The organism is Nonomuraea candida (genome assembly GCF_000725485.1).
GTDB lineage: Bacteria > Actinomycetota > Actinomycetes > Streptosporangiales > Streptosporangiaceae > Nonomuraea > Nonomuraea candida.
Window position 1 is genome coordinate 75,843 of the sequence record NZ_JOAG01000045.1, and the last position, 13,875, is coordinate 89,717.

Genomic DNA, 13,875 nt, shown 5'->3' on the forward strand with positions numbered 1-13,875 from the left:
GGGTAAGGTGGTGGCCATGGCACGGCCGAGAGAGTTCGACGAGCAAGAGGTGGTCGCCAAGGCGACCGACCTGTTCTGGCGCCGCGGCTACCACGCCACGTCCGTCCGCGATCTGGGCACCGAGCTCGGCCTCAAGCAGAGCAGCCTCTATCGCACGTTCACCGACAAGCACACCCTGTTCCTGCGGGCGCTGGACCACTATCGGGCGACCGAGTCCGCGCAGGCGCAGGAGCTGCTCGGCGCCCCCGGGCCCAGTCTCGAGATCCTGCGGGAGTGGCTGGTGTGGATGATCAGCCACGAGGCCGGTCGCGGCTGCTTCGTGGTCAACACCGCCGCCGAGCTCGGCACCGCCGACTCCGAGGCCGGGCGGAAGACCGAGGCCGCGTTCGAGGTCACCCGGCAGACCCTCGCCGCGCTGCTGCGCCGCGGCGTCCACGAGGGCGACCTGCCCGCCGGCCTGGACGTCGAGGCGGCGGTGGAGCTGCTGTTCACGACGGTGCTCGGCCTGCGCGTACGCGAGCGCGCCGGCCACGACCCCCGGCGCCTCGCCACCGCGATCGACTTCACGATCACCACCCTCACCCGCCCCCCGTCCTGACCCGCCCGGCACCGCGCGCTCAGCGGACCAGGCGGCAAGGCAGGGCCGTCATGGCAGGTCACGCCGTCGTGACGCGAACGAGGGCGCGGCCGGGCGAGCCCGCACGGCACAGGCGCGGGCGCGGGCCGGAGTCGCTGGGCCCGGCATGGTGCGGGCGAGGGCCGGGGGCCGGTGGGCCTGACATGGCGAGGGTCGGGGCCGGTGGGCCTGGCGCGGCGCGGGCGAGGCCCGGGACCGGGGCCGGGGTCGTGGTCAGCTCACCAGGGCGCGGTGGCCGGCCTCCCGGACGATCCGCTCGGCGCTCTCCTCCGGGGTGAGCGCCGAGGTGTCGAACCACCAGCCGGCATCGCCCAGCTCACGTTTCATGCCGGCCTCCAGCTCCTCGTACCCGTCGAAGTCGAACCGCTGCCGCGGATGACGCATGGCGTTGCGGTACCGGCACACCTCGATGCCCGGCGCGAGAACGACGAACAGGACCCGCCGGCCCGCGAGGAGGGAGACGAAGAAGTCCAGCTGCCGGCGGTCGGGGACCACCCAGTCGATCAGGGGTGTGAATCCGGCGTCGGAGAAGTTGGCCGCCAGCGCGCACAGGTTGCGGTTGCAGAGCTCCGCCTGCCGCGCCGCCTCGTCGGCGGGCTCACCGAGCGGCGAGACCCGCCCGCTGACGACGAGCCGGTTGACGAAGTCGCCGTCGAGCAGCGCGGCGCGCGGCAGGCGCTCGGCGACGAGCCTGGTCACCGTCGACTTCCCGGCCCCCGGCATCCCCGTCACGATCAGGCAGTCGGGCGCATCGGGAACGATCACGCCCGCCATCGTGCCAGCGCACCCCGCCGCCCGGCAATCGCATTCCCGCCCCGGCGCGCCCGCCCCACCGCGCCGGGAGCGGGGGCGGAGGTTGCGCCCGCGTTCAAGAAGGTTCCCGGCCCCGGTCGCCGCTGCCAGGCTCGGGAGGCGGAAGGATCTTCGAGAGGAAGGGTGAGATCCGTTGTCGAACCGTGCCGCCGTCCACGTCGGGCCGCCGGGGAGGTTGACCTTGACGCTAACGTCAAGGTCCTAGCGTCGCGGCATGACAACGCACGGAACCCCACCGGCGGCGGTGGCGGGCACGAGGGCGGCGGACGGCTCGCGCCCGTCCCCGCCGCTGTGGCTGCCGGCACTCTTCCTGCTGGCCTTCTCCTTCGGCACCGACGACCTGATCATCGCGGGCATCCTGCCGGGCCTCTCCCGGGACCTGGGCGTCCCGGTCGCGATGGGCGGCCAGCTCGTGACCGTATTCGCGCTGACGTACGCGCTGGGGGCGCCGGTCGCGGCCTTCCTGACCGCCCGGCTGCCCCGGCGGCGGGTGCTCGTCGGGGCGGCGGTCGTGTTCGTCCTCGCCAACCTCGGCGCCGCCCTCGCCCCGGCGTACGGGCCGCTGCTGGTGGCCCGGATCGTCTCGGGCCTGGCCGCCGCGACCGCGTCACCCGCCGCCTTCGCCGTCGCGGCCACGGCCGCGCCCGCGGGCCGCCAGGGACGGTATCTCGCGATCGTCGGGGCCGGCCTGACCACCTCCCTGGTGGCCGGGGTGCCGGCCGGCACGTGGATCGGCGGCCTGCTGGGCTGGCGGGCCACCATGCTGTACGTCGCCGCCATCGCCCTCGTGGCAGCCCTCGGCCTGCTGGCGACCCTGCCACGGCTACCGGCCGGAGAAGCGGCCGGCCCCGGCGGTCACCTGGCGCCGTCCCCGGGCGGGGAGGCGGCCGGGGTGAAGGAGCGGCTGGCGCTGCTGCGCCGGCCGGCGACGGCCGCGGCGCTGCTGGCGATGATCCCCAGTGGCGCGGGCGGGATGATGTCCTACGTCTACATCACCGAGATCACCGGCCTGCTCGGCGGCGTCCGGGGCTCCGCCGTCGCCCCGCTCATCACCGCCGTGGGCCTGGCCGGCATCGCGGGCGCGTTCGCCGGCGGCCGGCTGGTGGACGCCCTCGGCGCCCTGCGCGCGCTGATGGTCCTGCTGTGCGGGGTGTTCGCCGCGCCCCTTCTCATGGCCGTCCTCGGCGTGGCCGGAGGTCCGTACCCGCTGCCCGTCGTCGCGTCGGTCGTCGTGCTGTACGGCCTGGCCACCTGGGGCATCGCGCCCGCGACCCAGGCCTGGCTGCTCGAGCGGGGCGGCGGCCCCGGCGCCGCGAACGAGCTGCTCGCGCTGAACAACAGCGCCATGTTCCTCGGCTTCTCGCTCGCCGGCGGGATCGGCGGCCTGGTGCTGGAGACCGGCGGCCCGGCGGCCGTGCCCGCGACCGCGGCGGGATTGGTGCTGCTCTCCCTGGCGTTGTTCCGGACGGCCTTCGTGTCCGACCGGCGAAGGCGGCGATCCGGCCCGGACGGCGGGGGAGGAGTGAGCGGATGATGCGGATCGGCGAGCTGGCCCGCTGCGCGGGGGTGTCCACGCGGGCGCTGCGCTACTACGAGGAGCAGGGCCTGATCAGCGCGGCGCGCGACCACAACGGCTACCGGGTCTACGACAGCGACGCCGTCCTCCTCGTACGCGACATCGCCCGCCTCCTGCACGCCGGGCTCAGCTCCGAGGACGTGCTGCGGTTCGTCCACTGCCTGGGCACGGGCGACCCGGAACCGCCGAAGGACTGCGTGGCCCTGCTCCGCACCTTCTCCGAACGCCTCGGCGCGCTCGACGAGCGCATCGCCGCCCTGACCGAGACGCGCGGGCGCCTCGCGGCCGAGACCGACCGCCTGGCCAAGATCCTGGAAGACTGAGCACCCTCGCAAGGCTCTGTGTCCTGCCGGACATCCTGCGACTGCAAGCCGACGTGAAGTCAAGACCCCGGCCCCGGCCCGGACCCCGGGGCGGGGCGGGGCCGGGGCGGGGCCGGGGCGGGCGGTGGTGGGGTCAGCGGGACAGCTCGTACGGGATGATCTCCGCCAGGGCGGAGGCGCCGCCCATGCCGTAGTCGACGCGCAGCCGCACGTACCGGGCCGGGACGCCGTTGAGGTCCACGTCGTTCGGGGCCGTCATGCGCGGCCACTCCACCCGCCGGACGTCCGTGAACGTCGTGCCGTCCGCGCTGACCTGCACCACGCCCTTGAGCACCGTGCCGTTCATGTCGTAACGCAGCTTGGGCTGGAACCGGACCGCCGACAGCTCCCGGACCCGCCCGAGATCGACGGTGATGAAGTGCGGCTGCGGCGCGATCTGCGGGTAGTCGGAGTGGTAGTCGGTCGTCAGGTCGCCGTCGACCGCCCTGGACGGGTCGCCGGCGCCCGGCTTGAAGGTGGTGGCGGTCGCGCTGAGCTCGGCCGGCGGGACCGGCGTGCCGGCCGGGGCGGCGGGCCAGACGCCGGGGGCGTGCTCGGGCTCGTCGGCGACGACCGGCCGGTCGGGGCCGGCGCCCCGGCCGCGGATCACCACGTCGGTGATGACGGAGCTGTGGTCGGAGTAGAACGGGTAGGTCTGGTCGAGGGCGCCGCCCTGGTGGGCGGGCAGGCGGCGGTCGTCGATGCGGGAGCCGAGGACGCGCACGTCCCTGCCCCGGGTGAAGACGTAGTCGATGCGGGCGGGCGCGGAGCGGTAGCCGCTCAGCGGGCTCCAGGTGCGGCCGGGGTGGCGGCCGGCGTCGGGGTTGGCGTGGCGGAAGGTGTCGACGAAGCCGGCGTCGGCGTACATCTTGGTCAGCGGCCACGGCAGCACCAGCCCCGCGTGCCCGCGCGCGTTCTTGAACTGCTCGGTCCAGTCCAGGTACGGCCAGGCGTTGAGGTCGCCGCCCATCAGCACGGGGGCGTCGTCGTCGCCGATGAAGGAGGGCAGCGCCTTGTCGAGGATGGCCTTGCCCATGGCGACGCGGCGGAAGCGGTCGTCGTCGAGGAGCTGCGCGTCGGTCTTGGTGCGCGGCCGGCCGTAGAGGTTCTGCACGGCGGCCTCGTGGACGTCCCAGTTGGCGGAGATCTCGTGCCAGGTCCACATGGTGAAGGCGTGGACGTGCTTGCCGTTGGGCAGGCCGAGCCGGGCGCCGCCGAGGTTGAAGGAGGTGATGTCGGCGTCGGCGTAGCGCGGGTAGACCTTCTCGACCTTGAGCTTGGTGTAGAGCCACAGGTTGTCGCCGTTGGCGCTGTAGTCCTCGGGGTGGGTGAGCCGCACGCCGGTGAACCGGTCGCCCTCGGCGCGGCCGGCGTTGAGCCCGTCGAGGATCTTCTCCCCGGACCCGTACCCCTCGACCACGAACAGCACGTCGGGATCGACCTCGTTGAGGTACTCGATCATCTGCCGGAGGTTCTCGCCCGTCTTCTCCTGGCCGTTGATGGTGCCGCCGACGAAGAGGTTCCAGGTCATCAGCCGCAGCGGCGTGCCCGCCCACGTCTCCGGCATCGAGGTGACGCGGGCGTCGACCGTGACCGGCTGCTCGGGCAGCACGAAGGGCCGGCTGCGCGCCTGCCCGTCGCGGCTGTAGAGGGTGTCGCGCGCCCACACCTGCGCGCCGCTCTTGACGGTGATGGCGAACTCCAGCACCTTGTGCGGGCGCGCCGGGCCGGACGCGACGACCGTGCAGGTGCTGCCCGGGCGCTGGCCGTCACAGTCCAGCCGGTACGTCGCCGGCCTGGCGACGTACGAGGGATAGATGACGGGGTCGGCGGCGGCGGGGACCGGGGCGAGCAGCCCGGCCAGGGCCAGGGCGGCGGCGGCCAGGGGAGGGATGGCGGTGCGCATGGGCGTCGTCCTTCGGGAGAGGGGGTGTGCGGGCGTTCCCGGGAAAGCGGAAGGGGCCGGTCAGGCGGGCCGGCGGGGCGCGGCGGGCCGGGCGATCGAGCCGTCGGGGGAGAAGAAGTGCTCGTCCACGTGGTCCAGCGCCAGGCAGGCCGCGCCGAGCGCGACGCATTCCTCGCCGAGCACCGAGGGCCGGACCTCCGGGACGCGCAGGCAGTGGGGTTCGAGGGCGCGGCGCAGGGCGGGCAGCAGGACGTCGGCGGAGCGGGAGAAGCCGCCGCCCAGCACGACCAGCTCGGGGTCGAGGGTCAGCACCATGGCGGCGGTGCCGAGCGCGAGCTGGTGGGCGTAGGCGTCGACGGCGGCCAGGGCGCCGGGGTCGCCGGCGCGGGCGGCGGTGAAGACGAGCCCGGCGGCGTCCTCGGGCGGGCTGCCCTGGGCGGCGGGGCAGCTCTCCAGGTGGTCGGCCATGGTGCGCCAGCCGGTCATCTCCATGAGGCCGACCTCGCCGGTGGCGCCGCTGAAGCCGTGGTGCAGGCGGCCGTTGAGGATGAGCGCGGCGCCGGGCCGGCGGCCGGCGTGCAGGTAGACCAGGTCGCGTACGCCGGCCGCGACGCCCAGCCGCTGCTCGGCGAGGGCGGCGAGCTTGCTGTCGTTCTCGATGGCGATCGGGCAGGTCAGCCGCTGCCCGAGATGGCCGATGAGGTCGACGCCCTGCCAGTCGGGCAGCGCCTCGACCCGGGTGACCAGCCCTTCCCGGTTGACGACGCCGATGCTGCCGACGGCGACGCCCCACACGTCGGACGGGCCGAGGCCGGCGGCGACGAGCGCGGCCTCGACGGCCCGCCACACGGCCTCCAGCCGCTCCTGCCGGATGGTGCGGCCGTCCACGGCGACCCGGCCGCTGGAGACGGTCCGCCCGGCCAGGTCGGTGACCAGGGCGAGGACCTTGTGCGCCCCTATGTCGATGCCGAGCACGTGCCCGGCGTCGGCGCGGAAGCGGTAGCGCTTGGCGGGCCGGCCCATGCCGCCGGGGGCGGGCTCGACCTCGCCGATCCAGCCGCGTTCGTGCAGGTCGGTGACGACGTCGATGACGGAGTTGCGCGACAGGCCGGTCAGCGCGGCCAGCTCGGTCAGCGTCAGCGGGCCGGGCGCCTCACGCAGGGCGCGGATGCTGCCGAGCGAGTTCAGCTGGCGCAGCCGCTGAAGGTCCCCACCACTGACCTGCACGGGCTCCCCTCTCATTAACCACAGGCTCCGGATTATGTCGCCCTCATGTGATGCTCGCCACCTGGATCATCTGACAACAGGGGGCTTGACTGCAAGACCGACTCCATGACTATCTATGGACTCCGCAATAAATCGGGGAGTTCGGCACATGACTGTGACCTTAGCCGTCGTCGGGGCCGGAGCCCGCGGCCAGATCTACGCCAGGGCGGCCGCCGCCGACGGCCGCGCGCGCGTGGTCGCCGTGGCCGATCCCGACCCGGCCCGCCGCGACCGGCTGGCCGACGAGCACGGCCTGCCGGAGCAGGCCCGCTTCGCCGGCTGGGAGGAGCTGGCCGCCGTGCCGAGGCTCGCCGACGCCGTCGTCGTCGCCACCCAGGACCGGCTGCACGTCGAGCCGGCCGTGGCCTTCGCCGGGCTGGGCTACGCCATCCTGCTGGAGAAGCCCATGGCGCCCACCGAGCCCGAGGCGCGCCGGATCGCCGAGGCCGTCGAGCGCGCCGGGGTCGTCTTCGCCGTCTGCCACGTCCTGCGCTACACCGCCTACACCCGGGCGTTCAAGGAGCTGGTGACCGGCGGCCGGCTGGGCACCATCTCCAGCGTCCAGCACCTGGAGCCGGTCGGCTGGTGGCACATGGCCCACTCCTTCGTCCGGGGCCACTGGCGCAACGCCGCCGAGTCCGGGCCGATGCTGCTCACCAAGTCCTGCCACGACATCGACTGGCTGCTCCACCTCGTCGGGGACGAGCCGGTCGGCGTGGCCTCCTTCGGCTCGCTGACCCACTTCCGGCCGGAGAACCGGCCGGAAGGCGCGGGCGCGCGCTGCGTGAGCTGCGCGGCCGAGCCCGGCTGCCCGTACTCCGCGCGCCGCCTCTACCTGGACTGCCTCGGCGACCCCGACCGCGAGTTCTGGCCGCTCGGCGCGGTCACCTCCGACGCCACCACAGCCGGGGTCCTGCACGCGCTGGAGCACGGCCCGTACGGCCGCTGCGTCTACGACTGCGACAACGACGTGGTCGACCAGCAGGTGGTGACGCTGGAGTTCGCGCGCGGCGCGACGGCGTCGTTCACGATGACCGCCTTCACCCCGCTGGAGCACCGCAAGACGCGGGTCTTCGGCACGCACGGCTTCGCCGAGGGCGACGGCCGCACCATCAGGGTGGTCGACTTCGTCACCGGCGCCGAGGAGCTGATCGACACCGGGACCCGCGCGGGCGCGTCCCTGGCCGACGGCCACGGCGGCGGCGACGCGGGCCTCGTCCGGGCCTTCATCGACGCCGTGACGGCCGGCGACCAGGCGCCGCTCGGCGCGGACGCCTCTGACGCGCTGGCCGGGCACCTCGTCGTGTGGGCCGCCGAACGCGCCCGCGAGACCCGGACGGTGCAGCCCCTGTGACCACGAACCCCGCCCCCGGCCCTGACACCCGGGCCGAAGGGACGACGAACCCCGCCCGCGGCGCGCGGACCGGACCCGCCCCCGCCCCCGTCACCCGGGCCGAGGTGCCGGCGATCCCGGCGCCCGTGCACGCCACCCGGGCCGAAGGGCGCTTCACGTTCACCGCCGCCACCCCGCTGGCCGCCGACCCGGCCCTGGCCGGGGCCGCGGCGTGGCTGCGCGCGAGCCTCACGCCGGCCACCGGCCTGCCGCTGCCGGACCGATCCCGGGGGTCCGAGGGGGCCGGTGGGGTGGAGCTGCGCCTGGCCGGAGGGCTCGGGCCGGAGGAGTACCGGCTCACGGCCACCCCGGAGTCGGTGCTGATCGAGGCCGCGACCCCGGCCGGCGCCTTCTACGGGGCGCAGACCCTGCGCCAGCTCCTCGACCCGGCCGCGTTCCGCCGCGGCCGCACCGGCGACAGGACGTGGAGCGTGCCCGCCGTCACGATCGCCGACGCCCCCCGGTACGGCTGGCGCGGCTGTCTCATCGACGTGGCCCGCCACTTCCTGCCCAAGAACGACCTGCTGCGCTACATCGACCTGCTGGCCGCGCACAAGCTCAACGTCCTGCACCTGCACCTGACCGACGACCAGGGCTGGCGGCTGCAGATCAGGAAGTATCCCAGGCTGACCGAGGTCGGCTCGTGGCGGCGCGAGTCGCCGCTGGGCGCCCGGCGGCACCGCCGCTTCGACGGCCGGCCGCACGGCGGCTACTACAGCCAGGACGACATCAGGGAGATCGTCTCCTACGCCGCCGACCGGTTCATCACGATCGTCCCGGAGATCGACCTGCCCGGCCACACCCAGGCCGCCATCGCCGCCTACCCGGAGCTGGGCAACCTCGCCACCCCGCTGGAGGTGCGCACCGACTGGGGCGTCAGCGAGAACGTGCTCAACGTCGCCGACTCCACGATCGCCTTCTTCACCGACGTGCTGGAGGAGGTGCTGGAGCTGTTCCCCGGCCCGTACGTGTGCGTCGGCGGCGACGAGGTCCCCAAGACCCAGTGGAACGAGAGCGTCCCGGCCAAGGAACGCATCCGCGAACTGGGCCTGCGCGACGCCGACGAGCTGCAGACCTGGTTCGTGCGGCACTTCACCGACTACCTGCTCGCCCGCGGGCGCCGGCCGCTGGGCTGGGACGAGCTGATGGAGGGCGGCCCGCCGCCCGGCCTCACCGTCGGCGCCTGGCGCGGCGAGAAGTGCGCCACGATGGCCGCCCGGGCCGGCCACGACGTCGTCGTGTCGCCCTTCGCCGAGACCTACCTGGACTTCCGGCAGGCCGAGGGCGACCAGGAGCCGGTGCCGATCGGCAGCGTGACGTCCCTGGAGGCGGTGCACGGCTTCGACCCGGTCCCCGGCGGCCTCACCGAGCAGGAGCGGGGCCGCATCCTCGGCGCCCAGGCGGCGCTGTGGACCGAGCACATCGACTCGCCCCGGCTGCTCGACTACATGGCCTTCCCCCGCCTGGCCGCATTCGCCGAGGCGGTGTGGAGCGGCGGGCGCGACTTCGAGGACTTCCTCGGCCGGCTCGCCGTGCACGAGAAGCGGCTCGACGCCCTGGGCGTGGAATATCGCCCGGCCGCCGGCCCGCACCCCTGGCAGCGCCGTCCCGACGCCCCCGGCCACCCCCGGACCCGGGCGGAGATCGACGGCACGCTCGCCGCCTGGACCGCGAACCTGCGGTTCTGATCACACCCCCCACCTGGAGAAACCCGTGCGCATTCGCCTTCCCCTGGCAGGGCTGCTCGCCCTCGCCGTCCTGGCCGCCGGCTGCGGCTCCTCCGCCGAGCCGGCCGCCGACGGCAAGGTCACCATCAGCTACGCCATCTGGGACAAGAACGACCAGGCCGGCGCGGAGAAGATCATCGCTGCGTTCCAGCAGGCCAATCCCAAGGTCACGGTCAAGCTGGAGATCACCCCGTGGGAGCAGTACTGGACCAAGCTCCAGACCGCCGCCTCCGGCGGCACCGCCCCCGACGTGTTCTGGATGAACAGCCTCAACGTGCGCATGTACGCCAAGGGCGGCGTCATCGCGCCATTCGACGACGCCAAGGCCGCGGGCCTGCCCGAGGCCGTCGTGGACGGCTACCGCCACGACGGCAAGCTCTACGGCCTGCCGCACAACGTCAGCATCCCGGCGCTCTGGTACGACAAGAAGATCTTCGACGCGGCCGGCGTGGACTACCCCACCGCCGGCTGGACCTGGGACGACGTCAAGGCCGCCGCCAAGAAGCTGACCGACCCGGCCAAGAAGCAGTTCGGCATCCTGGCCCCCATGTGGGACCAGGGCGGCTTCTACAACACGATGATCCAGGCCGGCGGCCACGTGCTGTCGCCCGACGGCAAGAAGAGCGGCTTCGACCACCCCGCCTCCATCCAGGGCCTGGAGTTCTGGACCGGCCTCATCCAGGACAAGCTCGCCCCCGTCGCCGAGATCTACACCGACACCGACCCCCTGCAGCTCTTCCAGTCCGGCAAGTACGGCATGTACTACGGGGGCGTCTGGTTCGCCTCCACCTACTGGGCCAACCCCGAGATCCGCGAGCGGATCGACGTGGCCCCGCTGCCCAAGGGCCCGGCCAGGGAGGCCGTCATCCTGCTCGGCCTGGCCAACGCCGTGTCGGCCAAGAGCGAGCACCCGGCGGAGTCGGCGGCGTTCGCCGAGTTCGTCTCCTCCGAGCAGGCCCAGAAGATCCTCAGCGACAGCGGCGGCGGCGCCCTGTCGGTCCGCCCCGGCACGCAGGACGGCTGGTTCAAGGCCTTCCCCTCCTGGAAGCTGAAGGAGACCTACGACGCCTCGATGCCGCACGGCGTGCCGTACCCGGCGACGCTGAACACCGCGCAGTGGCAGGACGTGCAGAACAAGCTGCTCGCCGAGGCCTGGTCCGGCAAGCGGCCGGTGGCCGAGGTGGCCAGGGAGATCGCGGCGCAGATGAACGAGATCCTGGCCAAGGAGTAACGGATGCTCTCCAAGCGCGAGTGGGCGTGGGGCTACCTGCTCATCGCCCCCATGGCGCTGGGCCTGGCCGTCTTCTACCTGTGGCCCATCGCCCAGACCCTCTATCTCAGCTTCACCGAGTCGGGCGTCTTCGGCGGGTACACCTGGGTGGGGACGGCCAACTTCGCCGAGCTGCTCGGTGACGAGGAGATGCTCGGCGCGCTCGGCAACACCCTGCTCTACGCCGTGCTCGTGCTGGCCGGCGTGCCGCTGTCCATCGTCGTGGCGGCCCTGCTGAACGTGCCGGGGCTGCGCGGCCTGAGCGTCTACCGGACCCTGTACTTCCTGCCCGTCGTCACCATGCCCGCCGCGGTGGGCCTGACCTGGCGCTACCTGTTCAACGGCGACTTCGGCGCGATCAACCACCTGCTGGGCAAGGTGGGCATCGACGGGCCGTACTGGGTGGGTGATCCCGACTTCGCGATCTACGCCATCGCGATCGTCGGCGTCTGGAGCACGATCGGCTACAACGCCGTGCTGTTCCTGGCGGGGCTGCAGGGCATCCCGCGCCCCTACTACGAGGCGGCCTCGATCGACGGCGCGGGGCGGCTGCGGCAGTTCTTCCGCATCACGCTCCCGCTGCTCACGCCGACCACGTTCTTCGTCATCGTGATCACGATGATCAACGCGTTGCAGGTCTTCGACCTGGTCTTCCTCATGATCGACCTGAAGAGCCCGGCGCTGAGCGGCAGCCGCACGATCGTCTACCTGTTCTTCGAGAAGGGCTTCGTGCAGAACCAGCGGGGGCTGGCCGCGGCGATCGCCGTGCTGCTGCTCGGGCTGATCCTCGTGCTGACCGCGATCCAGTTCAGGCTGCAGAAGAAGTGGGTGCACTATGAGTAGGCGGCCCAGGACGTGGCCGGCCCACGTGCTGCTGACCGCGGGCGCGCTGGTGATGGTGGCGCCGTTCGCCTGGCAGGTCGTGGTCTCGCTGCAGACGCTGCCCGAGTCGCTGCGCGTGCCGCCGAAGTTCACGCCGTCCTGGCAGTGGTCCAACTTCGCCGACGTCTTCCGTACGGTGCCGCTGGCCCGGCAGTTCCTCAACACCGTCGTGGTCACCACGGCCGTCACCGCCGGGCAGCTGCTGCTGTGCTCGCTGGCCGCCTACGCCTTCGCCCGGCTGCGCTTCCCCGGCCGGGGCGCGGTCTTCATGCTCTTCCTGGCCGTGCTCATGGTCCCGGCCGAGCTGTTCATCATCCCCCGCTACGAGATCATGCAGGGGCTGGGCTGGCTCAACACGCTGCAGGCGCTGATCGCGCCGGGCGTCTTCGGGGCCTTCGGCACGTTCCTGCTGCGGCAGTTCTTCCTCACGCTGCCCAAGGAGCTGGACGAGGCCGCGCGCCTGGACGGCGCCAACCCGCTGCAGATCTACTGGCACATCATGCTGCCGCTGGTCCGGCCGGGACTGCTGGCGCTGGGGCTGCTGACCGTCATGTGGTCGTGGAGCAGCCTGCTGTGGCCGCTGGTGGTCAACACCGATCCGGAGATGATGACGCTGTCGGCCGGGCTCGCCTCGCTGCGCGGCCAGTTCCAGACCAACTTCCCGATCCTGTTCGCCGGGTCGGTCGTGGCGTCGCTGCCGGTGATCGCGCTCTTCGTCGTCCTGCAGCGGCACCTCATCGCCGGCATCGCCTTCACCGGCTCCAAGGGCTGACCGCCCCGCCGCCCCGCCGCACACGCCGGCGGGGCGCGTTCAGCCGGCCGGGGGCGGGGGAGGGGCGGTGCTCTCCCGCACCACCAGCTCGGTGGCCAGCTCGACGCGGCTCTGCGGCAGCGGCTCGCCGTTGGCCAGCGTCAGCAGCATCGAGGTGGCCGCCGCGGCCATCTCGCTGAGGGGCTGGCGGATGGTGGTCAGCGGCGGGATCGCCCACCGCACCGACGGCAGGTCGTCGAAGCCGATCACGCTGAGATCGTCGGGGACGCGCAGGCCGAGCTGGTGGGCCGCGTGGTAGATGCCGATGGCCTGGCCGTCGTTGGTGGCGAAGATCGCGGTCGGCCGGTCGGGCAGGCGCAGCAGGCGGTGCGCCTCGGCCAGGCCACCCTCGATGAGGAAGTCGCCCCGGCCGATCAGCTCCGGGTCGACGGGCACCCCCGCCATGTCGAGCGCGGTGCGGTAGCCGTCGAGCCGGGCCCGGCTGGACAGCGCCGAGTCGGGCCCGGTGATGATGGCGATGCGGCGGTGCCCCAGCTCCAGCAGGTGGCGGGTGGCCGTGAGCCCGCCGTTCCAGTTGCCCGCGCCGACCGACGGGATGCTGCGGCCCGGCGCGTCGGCCGGGTCGAGCAGGACCAGCGGGATCTCCCGGCGGGCCAGCTGCAGGTGCTGGGCCTCGGTCAGGCCGGAGAACACCGCGATCACGCCGCTCGGCCGGCGGCGCAGCACGCCCTCCAGCCAGGCGTCCCCCGCGGACAGGTCGCGGTGCAGGTCGGAGACGCCCACCATCAGCTCGTGCTTGCGCGCCACCTCCGCCACGCCCTTGGTGATCTCCACCGGGTAGTCGCCCTCCAGCGCGTGGAAGACCAGCTCCACCAGCGCAGTCGGCGTGGAGCGGCGGCGCTGGCGGCGGTAGCCGTGGCGGCGGATGAGCTCCTCGACGGCGGCGCGGGTCTCCGACGACACCTCGGAGCGGCCGTTCACGACCTTGGAGACCGTCGCGGTGGAGACTCCGGCCAGCTCGGCGAGCTGGGCGATGGTGAGAGGGGACGACTCCGTGGTCATGGCGGCAGTCTAGCCACGGACAAGGGGCCGGAGGGCGGCGGTGGCGTACCAAGATCAGGGTTGTCGCCGGGCCCGCCGGACCGGCCCCCGCCGGCCCGGCGGGCGTGCGATCAGTACTGGCGGGTGGACAGGACCTGCTTGGCCTGCTCCTGGGTGAACGTGGTCTCCTCGGTCACCACCCGGGCGGGCACCTGCTCACCCTTGACGAC

The 13,875-nt window shown here is 73.3% G+C and carries 12 protein-coding genes; 8 read left to right on the top strand and 4 right to left on the bottom strand.

Translation table 11 applies throughout. The annotated features are described in order from the left end of the window. Positions 1-16 precede the first annotated feature (16 nt). Positions 17-598, top strand: coding sequence for a TetR/AcrR family transcriptional regulator (locus IO39_RS35035; RefSeq protein WP_043632619.1), 582 nt, complete (start codon positions 17-19; stop codon positions 596-598). A gap of 252 nt (positions 599-850) precedes the next feature. Here IO39_RS35035 and IO39_RS35040 read toward each other — a convergent pair whose 3' ends face one another. Then, positions 851-1,402, bottom strand: a complete 552-nt coding sequence (locus IO39_RS35040; protein WP_245642474.1) for an AAA family ATPase — start codon at positions 1,400-1,402, stop codon at positions 851-853. Between the two features lie 262 nt (positions 1,403-1,664). On the opposite strand from IO39_RS35040, the gene IO39_RS35045 reads away from it, so the two are divergent. Further along, positions 1,665-2,984, top strand: a complete 1,320-nt coding sequence (locus IO39_RS35045; protein WP_084774007.1) for an MFS transporter — start codon at positions 1,665-1,667, stop codon at positions 2,982-2,984. Then, on the top strand, positions 2,981-3,349 hold the full coding sequence (locus tag IO39_RS35050; RefSeq protein WP_245642475.1) for a MerR family DNA-binding transcriptional regulator: 369 nt from the start codon (positions 2,981-2,983) through the stop codon (positions 3,347-3,349). The genes IO39_RS35045 and IO39_RS35050 overlap by 4 nt, the downstream gene beginning before the upstream one ends. Before the next feature lie 133 nt (positions 3,350-3,482). Here the strand turns inward: IO39_RS35050 and IO39_RS51255 are convergent, their stop codons facing one another. Further along, positions 3,483-5,294, bottom strand: coding sequence for a discoidin domain-containing protein (locus tag IO39_RS51255; RefSeq protein WP_052423765.1), 1,812 nt, complete (start codon positions 5,292-5,294; stop codon positions 3,483-3,485). 60 nt (positions 5,295-5,354) lie between these two features. After that, complete coding sequence (locus IO39_RS35060) at positions 5,355-6,536, bottom strand: ROK family transcriptional regulator (protein ID WP_043632625.1); 1,182 nt, start codon at positions 6,534-6,536, stop codon at positions 5,355-5,357. 133 nt (positions 6,537-6,669) lie between these two features. On the opposite strand from IO39_RS35060, the gene IO39_RS35065 reads away from it, so the two are divergent. The 5 genes from IO39_RS35065 (at position 6,670) to IO39_RS35085 (ending at position 12,604) form a co-directional block, all read left to right on the top strand. Further along, complete coding sequence (locus tag IO39_RS35065; RefSeq protein ID WP_043632629.1) at positions 6,670-7,914, top strand: Gfo/Idh/MocA family protein; 1,245 nt, start codon at positions 6,670-6,672, stop codon at positions 7,912-7,914. Positions 7,915-8,018: 104 nt separating this feature from the next. Then, positions 8,019-9,641, top strand: coding sequence for a beta-N-acetylhexosaminidase (locus IO39_RS35070; RefSeq protein WP_043632724.1), 1,623 nt, complete (start codon positions 8,019-8,021; stop codon positions 9,639-9,641). 25 nt (positions 9,642-9,666) lie between these two features. After that, the gene (locus IO39_RS55150) at positions 9,667-10,911 is read left to right on the top strand and encodes an ABC transporter substrate-binding protein (RefSeq protein WP_052423766.1); all 1,245 of its coding nucleotides are present in this window, start codon (positions 9,667-9,669) and stop codon (positions 10,909-10,911) included. A gap of 3 nt (positions 10,912-10,914) precedes the next feature. Then, entirely contained in the window at positions 10,915-11,793 is an 879-nt protein-coding gene (locus IO39_RS55155; RefSeq protein WP_043632634.1) for a carbohydrate ABC transporter permease, read from the top strand. After that, the gene (locus tag IO39_RS35085) at positions 11,786-12,604 is read left to right on the top strand and encodes a carbohydrate ABC transporter permease (protein WP_043632637.1); all 819 of its coding nucleotides are present in this window, start codon (positions 11,786-11,788) and stop codon (positions 12,602-12,604) included. The genes IO39_RS55155 and IO39_RS35085 overlap by 8 nt, the downstream gene beginning before the upstream one ends. A 39-nt stretch (positions 12,605-12,643) precedes the next feature. On the opposite strand, the gene IO39_RS35090 is transcribed toward IO39_RS35085, so the two are convergent. Next, a complete protein-coding gene (locus IO39_RS35090; RefSeq protein ID WP_043632640.1) occupies positions 12,644-13,666 on the bottom strand; it encodes a LacI family DNA-binding transcriptional regulator in 1,023 nt (340 codons plus the stop codon). Positions 13,667-13,875: the final 209 nt, after the last annotated feature.

Coding starts and splice junctions, on each gene's coding strand:
- IO39_RS35035 (WP_043632619.1), top strand. CDS start 17: ATGGCACGGCCGAGAGAGTTCGACGAGCAAGAGGTGGTCGCCAAGGCG.
- IO39_RS35045 (WP_084774007.1), top strand. CDS start 1,665: ATGACAACGCACGGAACCCCACCGGCGGCGGTGGCGGGCACGAGGGCG.
- IO39_RS35050 (WP_245642475.1), top strand. CDS start 2,981: ATGATGCGGATCGGCGAGCTGGCCCGCTGCGCGGGGGTGTCCACGCGG.
- IO39_RS51255 (WP_052423765.1), bottom strand. CDS start 5,294: ATGCGCACCGCCATCCCTCCCCTGGCCGCCGCCGCCCTGGCCCTGGCC.
- IO39_RS35060 (WP_043632625.1), bottom strand. CDS start 6,536: ATGAGAGGGGAGCCCGTGCAGGTCAGTGGTGGGGACCTTCAGCGGCTG.
- IO39_RS35065 (WP_043632629.1), top strand. CDS start 6,670: ATGACTGTGACCTTAGCCGTCGTCGGGGCCGGAGCCCGCGGCCAGATC.
- IO39_RS55155 (WP_043632634.1), top strand. CDS start 10,915: ATGCTCTCCAAGCGCGAGTGGGCGTGGGGCTACCTGCTCATCGCCCCC.
- IO39_RS35085 (WP_043632637.1), top strand. CDS start 11,786: ATGAGTAGGCGGCCCAGGACGTGGCCGGCCCACGTGCTGCTGACCGCG.
- IO39_RS35090 (WP_043632640.1), bottom strand. CDS start 13,666: ATGACCACGGAGTCGTCCCCTCTCACCATCGCCCAGCTCGCCGAGCTG.